The sequence below is a fragment of the Rhodococcus sp. IEGM 1372 genome (genome assembly GCF_030056835.1).
Taxonomy (GTDB): domain Bacteria; phylum Actinomycetota; class Actinomycetes; order Mycobacteriales; family Mycobacteriaceae; genus Rhodococcoides.
The window spans coordinates 378,912-398,112 of sequence record NZ_JASHKS010000001.1 but is presented as its reverse complement, the minus strand read 5'-3'; the positions used below and the strand labels follow the sequence as shown (position 1 = coordinate 398,112).

The window sequence follows — 19,201 nt, the reverse complement described above, 5'->3', positions numbered from 1 at the left end:
CCGTGAGCTCGTGCAGTATGCAGTGTTGTTCGTACCAATACCCGTGAACCGAGGATCGAGGACGAGAAAGCCCGTGCCGTCGCTGTCGTTTTCCAAGCTGCTCCGTGTCGGTGAAGGTCGCATGGTCAAGCGGCTCAAGAGCATCGCCGACCACGTCTCGACCCTGTCTTCGGAAGTCGAGAGCCTCTCCGACGACGAACTGCGCGGCAAGACCGCGGAGTTCAAGGAGCGGTACTCCGCAGGCGAGACCCTGGATCAGCTCCTGCCCGAGGCCTTCGCCGTGGCCCGTGAGGCGTCCTGGAGAGTGCTGTCGCAGCGGCACTTCGACGTACAGGTCATGGGCGGTGCCGCTCTGCACTTCGGCAACATCGCCGAGATGAAGACCGGTGAGGGCAAGACACTGACGTGTGTTCTCCCGGCTTACCTCAATGCCATCTCCGGCGAGGGTGTGCACGTGGTGACGGTCAACGACTACCTCGCCAAGCGCGACTCGGAGTGGATGGGCCGCGTGCACCGCTTCCTCGGTCTCTCGGTCGACGTGATCCTGTCCGGCATGACCCCGGTGGAACGCCGCGCCGCGTACGCCGCGGACATCACTTACGGCACCAACAACGAGTTCGGTTTCGACTACCTGCGCGACAACATGACGCACTCGCTCGACGATCTCGTGCAGCGCGGCCACAACTTCGCCGTCGTCGACGAGGTCGACTCCATCCTCATCGACGAGGCCCGTACGCCGCTGATCATCTCGGGACCGGCCGATGCGTCGAGCAAGTGGTACGGCGAGTTCGCCCGTATCGCGCCGATGCTCAAGGTCGACACCCACTACGAGGTCGACATCCGCAAGCGGACCATCGGTGTGCACGAGGCAGGCGTCGAACTGGTCGAGGATCAGCTCGGCATCGACAATCTGTACGAGGCCGCCAACTCACCGCTGGTGAACTACCTCAACAACGCGATCAAGGCCAAAGAGCTTTACACCAAGGACAAGGACTACATCGTTCGCGACGGCGAGGTCATCATCGTCGACGAGTTCACCGGCCGCATCCTGGTGGGACGCCGCTACAACGAGGGCATGCACCAGGCGATCGAGGCCAAGGAGAAGGTGGAGATCAAGGCCGAGAACCAGACTCTGGCCACGATCACGCTGCAGAACTACTTCCGCCTCTACGACAAGCTCTCGGGCATGACCGGTACCGCCGAGACCGAGGCCGCCGAGCTCCATCAGATCTACGGTCTGGGCGTCATTCCGATTCCGACGAACCGTCCGATGGTTCGAGTGGACAACGGCGACCTGATCTACAAGACCGAAGAGGCCAAGTTCGACGCGGTCGTCGACGACGTCGTCGAGCGGCACGGCAAGGGCCAGCCGGTCCTCATCGGCACGACGAGCGTCGAGCGCTCGGAGTACCTGTCGAAGCAGTTCACCAAGCGCGGCGTCGCACACAACGTGTTGAACGCGAAGTTCCACGAGCAGGAAGCGACGATCATCGCCGAGGCGGGCCGGCAGGGCGCGGTGACCGTCGCGACCAACATGGCCGGTCGTGGTACCGACGTCGTGCTCGGCGGCAACCCGGACATCCTCGCCGACCTGAAGCTCCGGAAGCAGGGCTTGGACCCGGTCGAGACCCCCGAGGAATACGAGGCCGCCTGGGAGCCTGCGCTGGAAGAGGTCAAGGCGCAGGTCAAGGCCGATGCCGATACCGTGCGCGAGGCCGGTGGGCTGTACGTCCTCGGTACCGAACGGCACGATTCGCGCCGCATCGACAACCAGCTGCGAGGCCGCTCCGGTCGTCAGGGTGACCCGGGCGAATCGCGTTTCTACCTCTCTCTCGGCGACGAGTTGATGCGTCGATTCAACGGCGGCGCACTCGAATCGATCATGACTCGGCTCAACCTGCCCGACGACGTCCCGATCGAAGCCAAGATGGTGTCCAAGGCCATCAAGAGTGCTCAGACGCAGGTGGAGCAGCAGAACTTCGAGATCCGCAAGAACGTTCTCAAGTACGACGAGGTGATGAACCAGCAGCGCACCGTCATCTACGAGGAGCGCCGCCGCATCCTCGAAGGTGCGGACATGGAGGGCCAGGTCGAGGGCATGATCACCGACGTGATCACCGCCTACGTCGACGGTGCCACCGTCGAGGGCTACGTCGAGGACTGGGATCTGGAACAGCTCTGGACCGCGCTGAAGACTCTCTACCCGGTGGGAATCGACCACAAGGTCCTCTCCGGCGAGAACGAGGACGGCGAGAAGGGCGACCTGACCCGCGACGAATTGCGTGAGGCGCTGCTCGAGGACGCGCGATCGGCGTACGCCAAGCGCGAGGCCGAGATCGACGGTATCGCCGGCGAGAACGGAATGCGCGAACTCGAGCGTCGAGTTCTGCTGTCGGTTCTCGACCGCAAGTGGCGCGAGCACCTCTACGAGATGGACTACCTCAAGGAAGGCATCGGCCTGCGCGCGATGGCGCAGCGCGACCCGCTGGTCGAATACCAGCGTGAGGGCTACGACATGTTCCAGGGCATGCTCGACGGCCTGAAGGAGGAGTCGGTCGGCTTCCTGTTCAACCTGCAGGTCGAGGCCACACCGGCTCCGGCAGGTCCGGCAGCCTCTGCAGGTCTCGCAGTGGCTCCTGGACTGTCCTCTCCGGTGGGCTCCGGCCGCCCGGCAGCGGCACCCGCCGCAGCACCTGCACCGACGGCACCTGCACCGACGGCTCCCGCACCGACGGCTCCCGCACCCACCGCTCCGGCACCTACTGCTCCTGCGGTGCCCTCGGCGCTGCGGGCGAAGGGTCTCGACGACCAGGAATACCAGAGACTGACCTTCTCCGGTCCGGCCGAGGGCGGCGGCACTGCCGTTCGTCGATCCGGGCCGACCCCGACCGGCAGCGAGTCCGCGGCCGAGGGCACCCGCCGCGAACGTCGCGAGGCGGCGAGAACGCAGAGCAAGGCTCCCAAGAAGGCAGCTCGCTCCAAGCGCAAGAGGTAGTACACGACGGTCGCGTCGCCGCGGGGCGACGCGACCCTCACCCCACTCGCAACGACGTGACCGTCCACCCGGGGCGGCGCGGGTCGATGGCGAGCTCGATTCGGCCCGCGAAGGCGAACATACGTGGGCCGCGAGTGTACGAGCCGAAGATCTCCGCCGAGACATCCGACTGATACGCCACATGAACTCGACGCACTGCGGCGAAACCGAGTCGCCTTCCTGGCGGTGGGTTTCGCACTATGGTCCGCACCAGGTCGATCATCGAGGCGGTGAACAACGGCGACAGCTGGTCTGCGCTGCGTCGACGATCGATCACCTCGATCATCATGCGCATCGCCCGGTCGGCACTCGAGCGCGCATCGGCGGGCACCGTCGGCCGGCCGGGAGGCTCGATGCGCCGTCGAGAACGGTTGCTGCGCACGGAGGGTCGGTGTCGGGCGGGCGGCGAATCGGTGATCGCCGCTGGATCCCACGTGTGCACGGCACCGGAGCTGAGCGGCGGCTCGAACGGAGCGGCACGCGAGAGAAAGCAATGATGTTCGGCGCGGAGTTGCGAGCCCGGGGCCGAGGTGTCCGCGATGTGCGGCGGGTCGTTCGATTCGATGACGCTCACACCGACATTGACGGTCCGAGCGCGCGTTCGGTTCCCGTCGAATCCCGGGAACAACACGCGACACGGTCCTCGAACGACCCCGAGACCGACATTCGTCCGCCACGTACTCTAGGTTCGAGCTCACTGCGCGCTCGGCCACAGGAATCGGCGCGTACTTCACGCGAGGACGGGGACTGTAACACGCGATGGCGACCAGGCTGACAGCGCAGGATGCGTCGTTCTATTTTCTCGAGGCCAGTAGCAGCCCGATGCACCTCGGGTCGCTCGCCATCTTCCGGACTCCGCGCAGTGGATTCAGCTACGACCGTCTGCTGTCGTTGGTCGAGCAACGCCTGGCATTGGTTCCCCGGTACCGGCAGAAGGTGCGTGAGGTCGCCTTCGGGCTGGCCAGGCCGGTGTGGGTCGACGACGCGGATTTCGACATCACCTACCACATCCGCCGTTCGGCACTACCCAAGCCGGGTTCGGACGATCAGCTGCACGATCTGATCGCGCGGCTGACCTCGCGCCCACTCGATCGCACCCGTCCGCTGTGGGAGATGTACCTGGTCGAGGGGTTGTCGAAGAATCGTTTCGCCGTCTTCACCAAGTCTCACTCGGCGCTGGTCGACGGTGAACACGCGCTCGACATCGGTCAGGTCATACTCGATGCCAGCAAGAATCCGCCGCCGATGGCCGAGGAACTCTGGATGCCCGCGCGCGAGCCCAAGGATTCGGCGTTGGTCATCGATGCTCTCACCGACTTGGTGGTTCGTCCGGGGGAGAGCGTCGAGGCACTGCGCGGCGCGGTCCACGGCGCTGCCGGTGTCGCGGGTGGAGCCCTGCGGGCCGCAGCGAAGGTCGCGGCCGTGCTGCGCACCGCGACCCAGAGCGCGCCGTCGAGTCCGCTGAACGCCCCGATCTCGCGAAACCGTAGATTCGCGGTGGCCAAGACCGAGCTCGCCGACTACCGCAGAGTGCACAACAGGTTCGGCTGCTCGATCAACGACGTGGTGCTCGCTGTCGTCACCGGGGCACTGCGCAATTGGTTGCTCTCTCGAGGCGAGCCCGTCACGGCGTCCTCCACGGTGCGGGCCATGGTGCCCATGTCGGTGTACGTCTCGGCCGATCGGGTCGGTTTCGGAGATGCGGCCGATCGGCCGGTCGAGGCGACCGAGGAAGATCGCAGCGAGGTCTCGTCGTTTCTCGTCGACCTGCCCGTCGGTGAATCCAATGCCGTGGTGCGGCTCTCGCACATAGCGCACGCCACCGAGGCCCACTCCAAGCAGAGTCGCGGCGTCACCGCTCAGACATTGATGCGCATCTCCGGATTCGCGCCTGCGAGCCTGCACGCGATGGGCGCGCGAGCGGGTAGTCGGCTGTCCCAGCGGGTGTTCAATCTGATCGTCACCAATGCCCCCGGACCACAGTTCCCGCTGTACGTGGGCGGTGCGCGCATGCTCGAGATGTATCCGGTGTCGCCGCTGTTCGAGAACCAGGCGATGAGCATCGGGCTGACGTCCTACGACGGCTACGTGTTCTTCGGGCTCAATGCAGATCGAGGTGCCATGCCCGATGTGGACGTCGTCACGGCGCTTCTGCACGAGGCGCTGGAAGAGTTGGTCGACGCGAGTAACGAATCGAGAGTGTGAGGTCTTCTGTCATGCGTGTCTACGTTCCGGCGACGCTGGAGTTCTTGAAAGTGCTGTCGGCGGAGGGCGAGTTCAGCCCGGTCTCGCGCACGGCCTTCGCGGTGACACCGACACTGCGTGAGGCCTATTCGTCCGGCGACGACGAGGAGCTCTCCGAGGTGGCGATGGGGGAGGCCGCCCGGGCCTCTCTGCGTTTGATCGCCGCAGCAGTCGACGACGAGACCGACACGGGGACAGTCGCCGAAGGGGTGGTGTACCGGAGGGCGGTGATCGCGGCCGATGTCGACGATCCCACTCTGCGTCCCGATCTGGACGACGCCGTCGTCCGCCTCAAAGAGCCGTTGCGGATGGATCAGGTCGCGTCGGTCCACGTCGATCTCGAAGGTGCCGAATCGGCGGTCGCCAAGGCCGTCGCCGCGGTCGATGCCGCGGACATGGGAGACGAGGATGCGGAGTTCGTGCTGGGAGATGCCGAGGATCACACGCTCGCGTGGTACGCCCCGCAAGAGTTGTCGTTTCTGCTCGAACTGCTGTGATTCCGTCGTGTTCGTTCGCACACGATTCACACCGACACAGGTGTTCCCGAACCCGAACCTACGGTAGCGTAACCTCGATGACCGCAAGCGGTTCAGTATCTCGATCGAGGGGATGGAACACCCGATGGATCTGAAGAAGTGGCTGGAGGCTCCGGCGGCCGGAGTATCGGCCCCCAAGCGTCCGAGACTGAACATGGTGCGTGGTGCCTTCACCCGCATCACCACCCCCTTGTTGCCCGACGACTACCTTCATCTCGCGAATCCTCTGTGGTCGGCACGCGAACTCCGCGGCCGCATTGTGCGAGTGGAGAAGGAGACCGCCACGGCGGTGACCCTGGTGATTCAGCCGGGTTGGGGCTTCAATTTCGACTACCGACCCGGCCAGTACATCGGGATCGGGTTGCACCTCGGCGGGCGATGGCACTGGCGGTCGTACTCGTTGACCTCCCCGCCGAACTGGGAAGACAAGCTGATCTCCATCACCGTCAAGGCGATGCCGGAAGGCTTCCTCTCCTCGCATCTGGTCGGCGGTGTGCCGCAGGGGACCATCGTTCGGCTGGCCGCCCCGAAGGGCAATTTCGCGCTGCCCGTGCCGCCGCCGAACAAGATCCTGTTCGTCACGGCCGGTAGCGGCATCACCCCGATCATCTCGATGCTGCGGGCCTTGGATCGCCACGGTGACATGCCCGACACCGTGCACATCCACTCGGCACCGACCGAGGACGAAGTCATGTTCGCGGCCGAGATCGCTGCGCTCGAGAAATCGCATCCGAACTTCACCTCGCATGTGCAGCTGACACGATCGGACGGCAAGTTCGCACTCGCCTCGCTCGACGAGCTCTATCCCGACTGGCGCACGCGCGACACCTGGGCGTGTGGACCGGCAGCACTGCTCGAGGAGATCGAGAAGACCTGGAAGCGAGAGGGAATCGAGGACCGGCTTCATCTGGAGCGGTTCGAGATCTCGCGCGCCGATACCTCCGGTGCCGGCGGCACCGTCACGTTCTCCAAGTCGGACAAGAAGACCACCGTCGACGGCGCGACCAGTCTGCTCGAAGCAGGCGAGAACGTCGGAGTTCAGATGCCGTTCGGCTGCCGGATGGGTATCTGCCAGACATGTGTGGTGCCGTTGACTTCGGGGCATGTCATAGACCTGCGTTCCGGTAAGGAACACAGCGAGGGCGACCGCGTCCAGACGTGCATTTCCGCAGCTGCGGGCGACTGCACATTGGAACTGTAGGTCTGTTTCTCGCACACTGCCTTCTCAGACTGTTCGGTTACGCTTACGTAGGTTGCCCACGTCGAAACCCGATATTTCGGGCACTGCACTCAACTGTTGGAGGACCCGGTGGCCATCACCGACATCAAAGAGTTCGCTCATCTCAGCGAAGCGGACATGGAAGCGTTCGGTCGCGAACTGGATTCGATTCGTCGAGACGTCGAAGACAGCCGTGGCGAGCGCGATGCCGCATACATCCGTCGGACCATCAGACTGCAGAGGTTGCTGGAGCTCGGCGGCCGCGCGGTGCTGCTCGGCAGCAAGTATCGGCCTGCTTGGATCGCCGGCACAGCGATGCTCAGTGTCGCCAAGATCATCGAGAACATGGAGCTCGGTCACAATGTGATGCACGGGCAATGGGACTGGATGAACGATCCGGAGATCCATTCCACCTCGTGGGAGTGGGACCAGACCGGGCCGTCCGAGCAGTGGAAGCGAGCCCACAACTACTCGCACCACACCTACACCAATATCGTCGGCATGGACGACGACATCGGCTTCGGCATTCTGCGCATGACTCGTGACGAGCCGTGGAAGCCGATCAATCTCGTTCAGCCGCTTGCCAACATCGTGCTGGCCACCACCTTCGAGTGGGGCATCGCGCTGCACGATTACGACGCTCAGAAGCAGTTGGACGGCGAGGACCAGAAGGGTCTGCTGAAGTCTCCGGCGAGCCGCGCTTTCGCGCGCAAGATCGCCAAGCAGGTCGGCAAGGATTTCGTCCTGTTCCCGGCACTGTCCGGCCCGGCGTGGAAATCCACGTTGACCGCCAACGCCACGGCCAACCTGGTCCGTAATCTGTGGGCCTACGCGGTGATCTTCTGCGGTCACTTCCCCGATGGTGCCGAGAAGTTCACGATCGGGCAGTTCGAGACCGAGACACGCCCCGAGTGGTACCTGCGTCAGATGCTGGGTAGTGCCAATTTCGAGGCCGGTCCGGTCATGGCCTTCATGAGCGGCAACCTCTGCTACCAGATCGAGCACCACATGTTCCCGGATCTGCCGAGCAACAGGTACTCGGAGATCGCCGAGAAGGTGCACGCTCTGTGTGAGAAGTACGATCTGCCGTACACCACAGGATCGCTCGGCAAGCAGTACTTGCTGGCGCTGCGGACCATCCACAAGCTGTCGCTGCCCGACTCGTGGTTGCGCGCCACGTCCGACAACGCTCCCGAGACGTCGTCCGAGCGACGATGGCGGGAGGGCGATTCGCCTACCGTCCACGCGCTCAGAATCGATCCGCTCACCGGGCAGCGTCGAGGTCTGCGTTCGGCAATGCAAGAGGCACGCGTGAGCTTGCGGAACGCCAAGAAGGAAGCCAAGCGTCAGGCCAAGAGCCTGCGTCGCTCGGGTGACCGCGTTCCGTTGTGAATCGTCACACAGATTTCCGCCACTAACCTACGGGACCGTAACTTACGATACGGTAGGTGACGGAATTGCACATGGCCTGATTACGCGAGCTGTGTGTTCACGACTGCCAGGAGGTTGTATCCCATGGCGATTACGGACGTCAAAGAATACGCGCATCTGACCGATGCCGACATCGAGGCGTTGGGCCACGAGCTCGACTCCATCCGACGTGACATCGAAGCGTCCCGCGGCGAACGCGACGCCCGGTACGTCAAGAACACGATCCGCCTGCAGCGATCCCTCGACATCGGTGGCCGGGCCGTGCTTTTCGCCAGCCGCAAGCGTCCCGCTTGGCTGGTCGGCACCGCCATGCTCGGGGTCGCGAAGATCATCGAGAACATGGAGCTCGGCCACAACGTCATGCACGGCCAGTGGGACTGGATGAACGACCCTGAGATCCACTCCACGTCGTGGGAGTGGGACAACACGGGCCCGTCGGCTCACTGGAAGCAGACGCACAACTACATCCACCACAAGTACACCAACGTGCTCGGCATGGACGACGACGTCGGCTACGGTCTGCTCCGCGTCACCCGTGATCAGCGGTGGAAGCCCTTCAACATCGGCAACCCCGTCTACAACCTGCTGCTGCAGTTGTTCTTCGAGTACGGAGTGGCGCTCCAGCACCTCGAATTGGGCAAGGTAGCCAAGGGTCGAGTGCCGCGCGAGGAATTCGAGCAGAAGCGGCGCGAGGTTCTCGAGAAGGTCGGCAAGCAGATCGGCAAGGACTACATCCTGCACCCGTTGCTGACCGGACCTGCCTGGAAGAGCACGTTGACGGCGAACATCGTCGCCAACATGATCCGCAACGTGTGGACCAACACCGTCATCTTCTGTGGCCACTTCCCGGACGGTGCGGAGAAGTTCACCAAGTCCGACATGGAGGGTGAGACGCAGGGGCAGTGGTACCTGCGTCAGATGCTCGGCAGCGCGAACTTCAATGCCGGTCCCGTCATGGAGTTCATGAGCGGCAACCTCTGCTACCAGATCGAGCACCACCTGTTCCCGGACCTCCCCAGCAACCGCCTGCGGGAGATCAAGGTTCGGGTGCTCGAACTGGCGGAGAAGTACGACCTGCCGTACACGACCGGTTCGATCGTTCACCAGTACTTCCTGTCCTGGAGAACCATCGCGAAGCTGTCGCTGCCGAACAAGTACCTGAGGGCGACCAGCGACGACGCCCCCGAGACTGCGTCCGAGCGTAAGTGGGCCGACGCGCCGGCGGGCCTGTTCACCGTCGATCCCGAAACCGGCAAGCGTAGTGGTTTGCGCACCGCCATCGCAGAAACGAAGAAGCGCAAGGGAATTCGCAGGCTGGTCGGCAAAGCCGCGTAAGTCCTGCACCGAAGTGGAGCCTGGTGGCAACCGACCCCGAAGCGGGTGGTTGCTACCAGGCTTCGGTCGTTCGAATGGCCTCGAACAGTAGGCGGACCGAAACGACACCCTCCGGGGGCGTTGCCCGTTCTGTCGGGTCAGCCTGCCCCTCTGGTGAATCGAAGCGATGACATCATCGCCGGCAAGGTGTGGTTGTCGACCTGCGTCTCATCGCGGGCTTTCGGCGCGGAGGCCCGTCAGTCGCTGCGGACGATCATGTCCACGGCCGCCTCGATGACGTCGTCGCTCGGGACGGTGTCGAACATCAGCGACGGGCAGGCGACCACGCCGGCGAGCATGGAGATGGCCGCTTCCAATCGTGGTCCTTGGAAGGACTTTTCGAGCACCTGCCGGACCGGACGCTGCGCATTGGTGTTGATGGCGTCCCGCAGTCGACCCACGGTTTCGACGCTCGCCCACTGGGCCATGGCGATGAGCACGCGATCGAGCCGCAGCTCGATCACTGCGTGGCGGAACAACTTCAATTCGGCGATCAAGTCGCTCCGCAGGTCGCCGGTGGCCTCGTGGTGAGGCATGTCTCCCAGGGCATCGAGCGCGACGAGCACGAGGTCGATTTTGGAAGGCCAATGTGAGTACAGGGTCGTCTTGGAGTACCCGGCGATCTCGGCTACTCGGGCGTGGGTCAACGCGTCCGAACCCTCTTGGGTGAGAACCGCCAAAGCGCTACGCGCGACGTCCGCTCGGGTACGGGCCACCCGCGGTTCGGCGGGCACCGTGAGCTGCTCGAGCTTCTGTACGGATGTCATGTGTGTTCACCTCGCCTCACGTGTGAAGCGGCTGACTATACGCCGCAGCGTCCAAAATAGCTGATGTACAGAAAGACCAGTTCTGGATCGATCAATCACTAGTGAACTAATAGTTCAGTACAGTACGGTTAGTTCGTCCGGTAAGTATCACGCGCTCAGAGGTGAGAGATGATTCCCGAGGAACTAACTCAGTCACAGTTCGACACGGTGTACAACTTTTTGTCCCTGGTCATCGCCGCGCAGCTGTTCGGTTCGCTGTTTCTGCTAGCAGCTCAGCCGCGGGTGCTTGCGCGGTATCGCCAGGCCCTGGTTATCTCTGCGATCGTGTGTGGCATTGCTGCGTACCACTACTTCCGCATCTTCGAATCCTTCAAGTCCGCGTTCGTCACCGACGCCCAGGGTGGGCGCGGAACGTACGTTCAGGCGGTGGGCGAGTCCTTCAACGAGGGGTATCGCTACGTCGACTGGTTGCTCACGGTCCCGCTGCTACTGACCGAGCTCATCGTCGTTCTGGCACTTGCCAAGAAGCTGCAGGCTTCGTTGCTCTACCGATTGATTCCGGCGTCTGCTCTGATGATCGCACTGGGTTACCCGGGGGAGATCAGTGCTGACAACACCATTCGAAACGTCTTCGGATTGCTGTCCACCATCCCGTTCCTGTACATCCTCTACGTGCTCTTCGTAGAGCTGACGCGTTCGCTCGACCGGCAGCCCCCGGCAGTGCGGCAAACCGTCAGTCGGATGAGGATTCTTCTGCTGGCCACCTGGGGTGTATACCCGATCGCGTACATCATTCCGCTGTACTTCTCGGACACCGGAGCCACGGCATGGGTTGCGAAGCAGGCTGGATACTCGATCGCCGACATCCTCGCCAAGGTGCTGTACGGCCTGTTGATCTACAAGATCGCTCGCCTGAAGTCCTTCGCCGATGACCCCGATTTTGCGGCGCGGGAAAATGAGCTCGAAGTTCGGCCCGCGTCGGCCGGGAAGAACGGCTCGTAGCGCACGATCGTGAGTCTCACTGAACAATCGGGCGACTCGACGACAAGCACCTCCGCCCCACTGCTGACTGCTGCGACATGGTCGCGGTGGTTGGTGGTGGGGACGGTGGTGATGTCGAGCGGCCAACTGATCGGGCTGCCCGCCATCACCGCGCCGGTGGCGTTGGTTGTCGCGGGCGTGGCTTTCCTCGCAGGGATCCCGCACGGGGCGATCGACCATCTGATGGCAAAGCGATTGTCCGGGGGTACACCGCTACTGGCGGTAGCCGCGGTCTATGCGGGCGCGGCTGCCGCAGCATGGGCACTGCTGGAGTGGGTCGGTCCGATCGCCTTGGTCGCGGCCGTGCTGCTGAGCGCGGTGCATTTCGGAATGGGGGAACTCGAGGTCTCCCGGTTGCTGACCGGGTGGCTGCCACGACGGATTCCGGCTGCTGCGATCGTCGTAGCGGGCTCCGGTGCTCTGGTGTTGCCGTTGGCGCGTTCGGGCGATCAGCTCCTTCGAGTGGCGACAGCTGTTTCGCCGGAGTTGGCCGTCCTCATTTCACTTGCGCCGGTTCAGATAGCACTGGTGTCGACGTGGTGCGTTGCGGCGTCCGTCGCAGTGGCCGCCGCCCTGCGGTCGGGGCATCGAACCGTGGCGCTCGATGTCGTACTCATCGGTGCCCTCGGGATGGCGGCACCACCGTTGGTGGCCTTTGCGGTCTGGTTCGGCTGCTGGCACGCGCTGCGCCACACCGCGCGATTGTTGACGGTCGAGCCCGGCTGCGCCGCACTCCTCGGCGATGGTCGGGGGCGCGCGGCGACCTGGCGGCTGGTTCGGCTTTCCGCAGTGCCGTCGCTGGCGGCGTTGACAGCGGTGCTCGCCCTCGGCTGGTTCACCGTTGCGTCACCGAATCCGACGACGATGGTGGCCGAGGTGCTTCGCCTCCTGCTCGCGCTCACCGTGCCGCACATGGTGGTGGTCTGGTGGCTCGATTTGGTGCCCTCTCGGCAGGTGCACGGGCCCGGCGCACGACCGGCTGCCGCACCGTCACCATCCGAGTCCCGACGCAGACTTCGACCGCTGCCGAATCCCTACCTGTCCATAGCTACCAAGCGTCGTTCGTTCGAACGGCTTCGAGGAGCAGACGCACGGCGGCGACACGTCGAGCAGCATCGCCGGTGAGAGTGTCGAGCGCGCACTCGGGATCGGCGGGCGGGCCGAGGTGCGTGCATCCTCGGGGGCAATTCTCGATCGTGTCGGCCAGGTCGGAGAACGCTGCGACGACGTTCTCGGGGGAGATGTGCGCCAGTCCGAACGACCGGATCCCGGGAGTGTCCACCACCCAGCCGCCGCCGGGAAGCGGTAGCGCCACCGACTGCGTCGAGGTGTGGCGGCCCTTGCCGACGCCCGAAACCACCCCCGTGGCGCGATAGGCGTCGGGCACCAGCCGGTTGACGAGCGTGGACTTTCCGACGCCCGAGTGTCCGATGAGCGCGGTCACCGAGTTCGTCAGCATCGAGGTCAGCTCCGTGAGGTCCTCGGACTGGCCCGCCAGCACCACCGGTACGTCGAGATCGGCAAAGGCGGCGGTGAATTCTTCGGGGTCGGCCAGATCGCTCTTGGTCAGGCACAGAACGGGTTCGAGTCCGCCGACGTACGCCGCCACGAGTGCTCGTTCGACGAAGCCGGTGCGAGGAGGTGGATCGGCGAGCGCGGCGACGATGAGCAGCCGGTCGGCATTGGCCACCACGACGCGCTCGAACGGGTCGGTGTCGTCCGCGGTGCGACGCAACACCGTCCGCCGCTCGGCCACGCGCACGATGCGAGCCAGAGTGTCGACCTTGCCCGACAGATCTCCGACGATACCGACCTCGTCTCCCACCACGATCGGAGTTCGGCCCAGCTCGCGGGCGCGCATCGTCACGACCGGCCGTGCCGGATCACCGTCGAGCACGCATCCCCATCGGCCGCGGTCGACGGACACGACCATGCCTGCTTCTGCGTCGTTGTGTTCGGGTCGAGTCTTGGTCCGTGGTCGCGAACTCTTACCCGGTCGGATCCGAACGTCGGACTCGTCGTACCGGCGCGCGGTCAGGAGCCGACCCCGCTCGGTGTCGATGCGGACAGCATTGCGTCCCACAGCGTTTCGAAGCCGGGGAGCGTCTTGGCAGTGGTGCCGATGTCGTCCACCTCGACCCCGGGTACCCGCAAGCCGACGATCGCGCCTGCGGTCGCCATGCGGTGGTCGGCGTAGGAGTGCCAGACGCCCGCGTGCAGCGGTGCCGGATCGATTCGGATGCCGTCGTCGGTCTCGACGGCGCGTCCGCCGAGTCGGACGATCTCGGTTGTCAGTGCAGCGAGTCGGTCGGTCTCGTGGCCACGCAGATGGGCGATGCCACGCAGAATCGACGGCCCCTCGGCCAGTGCGGCGAGCGCCGCGACCGTTGGGGTCAGTTCGCCGATATCGTGGAGATCGAAATCGATGCCGCGCAACGTATTCGGGCCCTCGACGGTCAGGATGCCTGCGGTCAGGTCGACTCGAGCGCCCATCAGGGTGAGTATCTCGCGGAATGCGTCGCCGGGCTGAGCGGTCGATTCGGGCCAATTCGGCACGCGCACTCTGCCTTTCGTCACCACCGCTGCAGCGAGGAAGGGGGTGGCGTTGGACAGGTCCGGCTCGATGGTCCAGTCGATCGGCGCGACCGGGCCTGGGTGCACCCGCCAGGTGTTCGCGTCACCACCGGACTCGGGGGTATCGACTCGGACGCCCGCACGCCGCAACATCTCCACGGTCATGTCGATGTGCGGCATCGACGGAACGGGCTTGCCGATGTGGTGGATTTCGATTCCCTCGTCGAAGGCCGCAGCGGAGAGCATCAGACCGGAGACGAACTGCGAAGAGCCCGAGGCGTCGATCTCGACCGATCCGCCGCGCAGCGAACCGGTGCCACGCATCGTGAACGGCAGCGCGCTGCCGTCGATCTCGGCCCCCACCGCGCGCAGAGCGTCGAGGATCGTGTCGAGCGGTCGGATACGTGCCTGCTCGTCGCCGTCGAACGACACTTCGCCTGCGGCGAGCGCAGCCAGGGGTGGCACGAAGCGCATGACGGTACCTGCCAGCCCGCAGTCGACGGCTCCTCCGCGCAGCGGTGCCGGAGTCACCCGCAACGACGTCCTGTCGTCCTCCGCAGCCTCGATATCGATGCCCAAGGTTGTCAGGGCGTCGATCATGAGATCGGTGTCACGGCTGCGCAGGGCACCGGTGATCGTCGACGAGCCGGTGGCGAGCGAGGCGATGATCAGTGCGCGATTGGTGATCGACTTCGATCCGGGCAGAGTGACTGTCGCGTCGACGGGTGCGACGGCGGCGGGGGCTGTCCAATTGCTCACCCGTCCATCTTCTCTCATTCGGGATCAGCGCGCGGCGATGGGCGCGGATGTAGCGGCTGTGAGCCGGACGAGATCGGCCGGTGCGAGTTCGATCTCGAGTCCGCGCCGACCTCCACTGCACAGAATCGTCTCGAAACCGAGGGCCGAAACGTCGATCGCGGTGGGCAAAGATTTGCGTTGGCCGAGAGGTGAGATACCGCCGAAGACGTACCCGGAGGAGCGCTCGGCGGCAGTCCTGTCGGCCATCGTGATCTTTCTGGTGGACAGCGCGGCGGCGGCGGCCTTGAGCGAGAGCGTCGTCGTCACCGGGACGATCGCCACCGCCAGCGAGCGATCCGCTCGTTCGACGACGAGAGTCTTGAAGACCTGTTCGGGCCGAACGCCGAGTCGTTCGACGAGTATCTGTGCCGCCTCCTCGCCGTAGGACTGCACCCGTGCGTCGTGGTCGTAGGAATGCACGGTGTGCGCCACCTTTCGTGCGGTGAGCAGCGCGAGAGCAGGTGTGGACGCAGCCATTCACGGGACTCTAGCGATCGGGCGGGAACACGGCGGCACGACGCCGTGTTGTGCAACAACAGATACGAATGCAGGTGGAAGGAATGACGAATGGCAGTGCTGACCGCGGGACGTCCCCTCGCGCTGAAGGGGGTGATCTCTTCGCAGAAGTCGACTTCGGGCGCGGTAGCCTGGGCGGTGGAAGCTATCGAAGGGATCAGCGTGACAGAAGCCAGCAATCCCGTCGCTGACGTGGACGATGAGAAGGCGATCGCGGAGCGCAGAGCTGCCGAGACCGAGGCGCAGTTGACCGAGCGCTTCGAGCGCGACGCGCTGCCGATGCTCGATCAGCTCTACGGCGCAGCTCTGCGTATGACGCGCAACCCCGCCGACGCCGAGGATCTGGTTCAGGAGACGTTCGTGAAGGCCTACTCGGCTTTCCGGTCGTTCCGTGAGGGCACGAACCTCAAGGCGTGGCTGTACCGAATTCTCACCAACACCTACATCAACTCCTACCGCAAGAAGCAGCGTCAGCCCGCTCAGTACCCGACCGACGAGATCAGTGACTGGCAGCTCGCCGCCACCGCCGAACACACGTCGACGGGGCTGCGTTCCGCCGAGGTCGAGGCTCTGGACGCGTTGCCGGACGACGACATCAAGGCGGCGCTGCAGTCTCTTCCCGAAGAATTTCGGATGGCTGTGTACTACGCCGACGTCGAGGGGTTCCCGTACAAGGAGATCGCCGAGATCATGGGCACTCCCATCGGCACGGTGATGTCGCGTCTGCACCGCGGACGCAAGCAGCTGCGGGGCCTGCTGGCAGGGGTTGCACGCGAGCGTGGTTTCAACCGGGACGGCGCAGTCGACCGGCACGAGCAGGAGGTAGTCCAGTGACGGGCACCGGAAAGATCGATAGCGGGAACGACGGCGACGCACAGTTCGAGCGCCTCGACTGCTCGGCGGTGATCGCGGACGTGTGGGTGATGCTCGACAACGAATGCGACGAAGCGAGCCGATCCCGCCTGCAGAAGCACATCGACGAATGCGGATCGTGCTTCGAGGCCTACGGAATCGAAGAGAAGGTCAAGCGGCTCATCTCACGCAAGTGCGGGGGAGACCAGGCACCGGCCGGGTTGCGCGAACGACTCAGCGTCGAAATTCGACGAACCGTGCTGATCCGCCAGACGGACTCCGAGTAGTCGCAGCTCCTACCCACGAACGACGAGGGGCCGAGAAGCAGTCGCTTCTCGGCCCCTCGCGGCTTGTGGCAAACCGTCAGCTGTTGGGACGTTTGCCGTGGTTGGCCTTGTTGCCCTTACGAGCACGCTTCTTACGTCCACGCTTTCCCATGATGGGCTCCTCTCGTTTGTTCACTACAGTCTCCCACGTGTGATTGGCTTACTGTGACGGGCCTGGTCTCATATGGGTGTCCAGCGCAGTTCGTGGTGACGTGAGAGAGGGGTTCGCCGATGTCCGAGGACGTTCGCGCGGAAATGGTGTCCACTGTGTTTCAGGTGGTCGTGGCCCGAGGCGATGCCGTCGAGGTCGGTGACACCCTCGTGATCCTGGAATCGATGAAGATGGAAATTCCTGTGCTGGCCGAGACCGCAGGGACGGTCACGTCGGTGGACGTCGCGGTGGGCGACGTCATTCAGCAGGGCGACCTCATCGCCGTCGTGTCCTGAGCAACGATCACGTGAGATCTCGTGTCGACCCTCAGTGACCTTCTGGCCGAGCACACCGACCTCCCCGGTGTTGCGGTGGACCATCTCCAACGCGTCGTAGGCGAGTGGCAGCTGCTGGCCGACCTGTCGTTCGCCGATGTGCTGCTGTGGGTCGGCACGGACGACGTGTCCAGTGGGACTGCCGACGTACTGTGTGTGGCTCAGTGCCGGCCGACGACCGCGCCCACGGTCTTCACTCACGACATCGTGGGAACGACGATCTCCGAATCCGAGCACCCCGATGTGATGGTCGCGCTGCAGCAGCGGAAGATCGTGCACGGAGGCGTGGTGACGCGAACCGAGAGCATTCCGGTGCGTTGCGGAGAGCACGTCATCGCGGTGCTGACCCGCGATACCAATCCCGCGCAGCTTCGACCGCCGAGTGCCCTCGAGGTGGCGTATCGAGAATGCGCCGACGACCTGTGTCTGATGATCAGCGAAGGCACGTTTCCCACCCCCGAAGAGCGCACCGATGTGAACTCGTCCCCCCGTGCAGGCGACGGATTCATTCGCGTTGACACCGAGGGGCTGGTGGACTACGCCAGTCCCAACGCCCTCTCGGCGTACCACCGGATGGGATTGACGACCGAGCTGTCCGGCCGGGATCTGGCGTCGGTCACGCGGTCGCTGGTCACCGACCCTTTCGACTCGCAGGAAGTGGCCGATCACATCAGGTCGTCGCTCAACGGCAACGTGGGACACCGGATGGAGGTCGATGCCCGCGGTGCCACCGTTCTCGTGCGCACGCTGGCCCTGCAGCCGCGCGGAAGGTCTGCCGGGGCGGCCGTGTTGATCCGCGACGTCACCGAGGTCAAGCGCCGCGATCGTGCTCTGCTCAGCAAGGACGCGACCATTCGGGAGATCCACCATCGGGTGAAGAACAACTTGCAGACGGTGGCGGCGCTGCTCCGACTTCAGTCGCGCCGACTCGAGAACGAGGAAGCGCGCACGGCGTTGTCCGAGTCGGTCCGCCGAGTCACGTCCATTGCACTCGTGCACGAAATGCTGTCGATGTCGGTGGACGAGGAAGTGGACCTCGACGAGATCGTCGATCGATTGGTGCCGATCATGCTGGACATCGCCACGGTCAATCCGAGGGTGCGAGTGGTGCGCGAGGGCAAACTCGGAGTCTTCTCGGCCGAACGCGCGACGCCCTTGGTGATGGTGCTCACAGAGCTGGTGCAGAACGCGATGGAGCATGGATTCGACGCCGGGTCGGCCGGTGTCGTCCGAATCGGAGCCGACCGATCCGCGAAATGGCTGGATGTTGTCATCCACGACGACGGGCGCGGTTTGCCCACCGGGTTCTCGCTGGAACGCTCGGACGGCCTCGGGCTGCAGATCGTGCGCACTCTGGTCTCGGTGGAGCTGAACGGATCGCTGGGTCTGCATCCCGCGGCGGGTGGGGGAACCGACGCGATGCTGAGGGTTCCTCTGGGACGGCGTGTGCCCAGGCCCTGATGCACGTTCGGTGAACAGTGCGTAACGGGCTCTTCGACCGCCAGAGGGATCCTGGAGGCCCGTAGAACGCAGAAAGCCCGGTATCCGCTACAGCGGATACCGGGCCTCGAGCGTGTGCTGGTTTCGCGTCCTAGACGGAGCTGCGTGCGCGCGTACGTGCGTTGCGTCGCTTGAGTGCACGGCGCTCGTCTTCACTCATTGCGCCCCATACTCCTGCGTCCTGGCCGGATTCGAGTGCCCAGGACAGGCATTCAGCGGTGACGGGGCACCGAGTACAGACGACTTTGGCATCGGCGATCTGCGCGAGCGCCGGACCACTGTTTCCCACCGGGAAAAATAGTTCCGGATCTTCATCGCGACAAATTGCCTTGTGGCGCCAGTCCATCCTCTGCTCCTTACCGGGCGCCGAAGCGCCGTTTCGTTTCTCTTCTGTTCACGAGTGGGTAACCAATGTTTCCGCACTGTTGCTTGTGAATGCTTTCACGAACTCAGGTGAAGTCAAGGGGTACGCGCGTGACCGTGGTCAAGCTCACTCTGTTAGG

At 64.3% G+C, this 19,201-nt stretch carries 19 protein-coding genes; 12 read left to right on the top strand and 7 right to left on the bottom strand.

The window, feature by feature from the left end; all coding sequences use genetic code 11:
- Positions 1-73: 73 nt before the first annotated feature.
- Positions 74-2,995, top strand: a complete 2,922-nt coding sequence (gene secA / locus QM590_RS01895) for a preprotein translocase subunit SecA (protein ID WP_269593513.1) — start codon at positions 74-76, stop codon at positions 2,993-2,995.
- 37 nt (positions 2,996-3,032) lie between these two features.
- Here the strand turns inward: secA and QM590_RS01890 are convergent, their stop codons facing one another.
- Positions 3,033-3,608 (bottom strand): Rv3235 family protein, encoded by a 576-nt coding sequence (locus QM590_RS01890; RefSeq protein WP_141215337.1) that lies wholly within the window; start codon positions 3,606-3,608, stop codon positions 3,033-3,035.
- Between the two features lie 185 nt (positions 3,609-3,793).
- On the opposite strand from QM590_RS01890, the gene QM590_RS01885 reads away from it, so the two are divergent.
- The 5 genes from QM590_RS01885 to QM590_RS01865 all read left to right on the top strand — a co-directional run bounded on the left by QM590_RS01885 (position 3,794) and on the right by QM590_RS01865 (position 9,799).
- A complete protein-coding gene (locus QM590_RS01885; RefSeq protein ID WP_269593514.1) occupies positions 3,794-5,239 on the top strand; it encodes a WS/DGAT/MGAT family O-acyltransferase in 1,446 nt (481 codons plus the stop codon).
- A gap of 11 nt (positions 5,240-5,250) precedes the next feature.
- Positions 5,251-5,775 carry a DUF6912 family protein gene (locus QM590_RS01880; RefSeq protein ID WP_068045663.1) on the top strand — a complete coding sequence of 175 codons (525 nt, stop codon included), beginning with the start codon at positions 5,251-5,253 and terminating at the stop codon, positions 5,773-5,775.
- A 124-nt stretch (positions 5,776-5,899) separates the two neighbouring features.
- Entirely contained in the window at positions 5,900-7,015 is a 1,116-nt protein-coding gene (locus tag QM590_RS01875) for a ferredoxin reductase (protein WP_094642485.1), read from the top strand.
- Positions 7,016-7,123: 108 nt separating this feature from the next.
- Entirely contained in the window at positions 7,124-8,425 is a 1,302-nt protein-coding gene (locus QM590_RS01870) for a fatty acid desaturase family protein (RefSeq protein ID WP_149405456.1), read from the top strand.
- A 123-nt stretch (positions 8,426-8,548) separates the two neighbouring features.
- Positions 8,549-9,799, top strand: a complete 1,251-nt coding sequence (locus tag QM590_RS01865; protein ID WP_269593515.1) for a fatty acid desaturase family protein — start codon at positions 8,549-8,551, stop codon at positions 9,797-9,799.
- 236 nt (positions 9,800-10,035) lie between these two features.
- On the opposite strand, the gene QM590_RS01860 is transcribed toward QM590_RS01865, so the two are convergent.
- A complete protein-coding gene (locus QM590_RS01860) occupies positions 10,036-10,605 on the bottom strand; it encodes a TetR/AcrR family transcriptional regulator (protein ID WP_269593516.1) in 570 nt (189 codons plus the stop codon).
- Between the two features lie 207 nt (positions 10,606-10,812).
- Between QM590_RS01860 and QM590_RS01855 the strand changes: the two genes are divergently transcribed.
- Both QM590_RS01855 and QM590_RS01850 read left to right on the top strand, forming a co-directional pair.
- Positions 10,813-11,607 carry a bacteriorhodopsin-like gene (locus tag QM590_RS01855; RefSeq protein WP_223145633.1) on the top strand — a complete coding sequence of 265 codons (795 nt, stop codon included), beginning with the start codon at positions 10,813-10,815 and terminating at the stop codon, positions 11,605-11,607.
- A 9-nt stretch (positions 11,608-11,616) separates the two neighbouring features.
- The gene (locus QM590_RS01850; RefSeq protein ID WP_269593517.1) at positions 11,617-12,771 is read left to right on the top strand and encodes a Brp/Blh family beta-carotene 15,15'-dioxygenase; all 1,155 of its coding nucleotides are present in this window, start codon (positions 11,617-11,619) and stop codon (positions 12,769-12,771) included.
- Here QM590_RS01850 and rsgA read toward each other — a convergent pair.
- The 3 genes from rsgA to ybaK are packed head-to-tail and all read right to left on the bottom strand — an operon-like array spanning position 12,695 to position 15,495.
- Positions 12,695-13,729, bottom strand: coding sequence for a ribosome small subunit-dependent GTPase A (gene rsgA / locus QM590_RS01845; RefSeq protein ID WP_269593519.1), 1,035 nt, complete (start codon positions 13,727-13,729; stop codon positions 12,695-12,697). The genes QM590_RS01850 and rsgA overlap by 77 nt on opposite strands.
- Positions 13,681-14,997: a 3-phosphoshikimate 1-carboxyvinyltransferase gene (aroA, locus tag QM590_RS01840; RefSeq protein WP_269593520.1), complete on the bottom strand. Its 1,317-nt coding sequence runs from the start codon at positions 14,995-14,997 to the stop codon at positions 13,681-13,683. Before aroA ends, rsgA begins: the two co-directional genes overlap by 49 nt.
- A 6-nt stretch (positions 14,998-15,003) precedes the next feature.
- Entirely contained in the window at positions 15,004-15,495 is a 492-nt protein-coding gene (ybaK, locus tag QM590_RS01835) for a Cys-tRNA(Pro) deacylase (RefSeq protein ID WP_269593521.1), read from the bottom strand.
- Positions 15,496-15,585: 90 nt separating this feature from the next.
- Here ybaK and QM590_RS01830 point away from each other — a divergent pair, with 90 nt between their 5' ends.
- A complete protein-coding gene (locus QM590_RS01830; RefSeq protein WP_094642309.1) occupies positions 15,586-16,368 on the top strand; it encodes a sigma-70 family RNA polymerase sigma factor in 783 nt (260 codons plus the stop codon).
- Positions 16,365-16,673 carry a mycothiol system anti-sigma-R factor gene (gene rsrA, locus QM590_RS01825; protein ID WP_262498294.1) on the top strand — a complete coding sequence of 103 codons (309 nt, stop codon included), beginning with the start codon at positions 16,365-16,367 and terminating at the stop codon, positions 16,671-16,673. Before QM590_RS01830 ends, rsrA begins: the two co-directional genes overlap by 4 nt.
- A 76-nt stretch (positions 16,674-16,749) precedes the next feature.
- Here the strand turns inward: rsrA and QM590_RS25910 are convergent, their stop codons facing one another.
- Complete coding sequence (locus QM590_RS25910) at positions 16,750-16,824, bottom strand: 50S ribosomal protein bL37 (protein ID WP_370878772.1); 75 nt, start codon at positions 16,822-16,824, stop codon at positions 16,750-16,752.
- A 119-nt stretch (positions 16,825-16,943) separates the two neighbouring features.
- Between QM590_RS25910 and QM590_RS01820 the strand changes: the two genes are divergently transcribed.
- Positions 16,944-17,159, top strand: a complete 216-nt coding sequence (locus QM590_RS01820; protein WP_008717734.1) for a biotin/lipoyl-binding carrier protein — start codon at positions 16,944-16,946, stop codon at positions 17,157-17,159.
- A 21-nt stretch (positions 17,160-17,180) separates the two neighbouring features.
- Complete coding sequence (locus QM590_RS01815; RefSeq protein ID WP_068045643.1) at positions 17,181-18,659, top strand: sensor histidine kinase; 1,479 nt, start codon at positions 17,181-17,183, stop codon at positions 18,657-18,659.
- Positions 18,660-18,789: 130 nt separating this feature from the next.
- On the opposite strand, the gene QM590_RS01810 is transcribed toward QM590_RS01815, so the two are convergent.
- Entirely contained in the window at positions 18,790-19,044 is a 255-nt protein-coding gene (locus tag QM590_RS01810) for a WhiB family transcriptional regulator (protein WP_032366305.1), read from the bottom strand.
- Positions 19,045-19,201 lie beyond the last annotated feature (157 nt).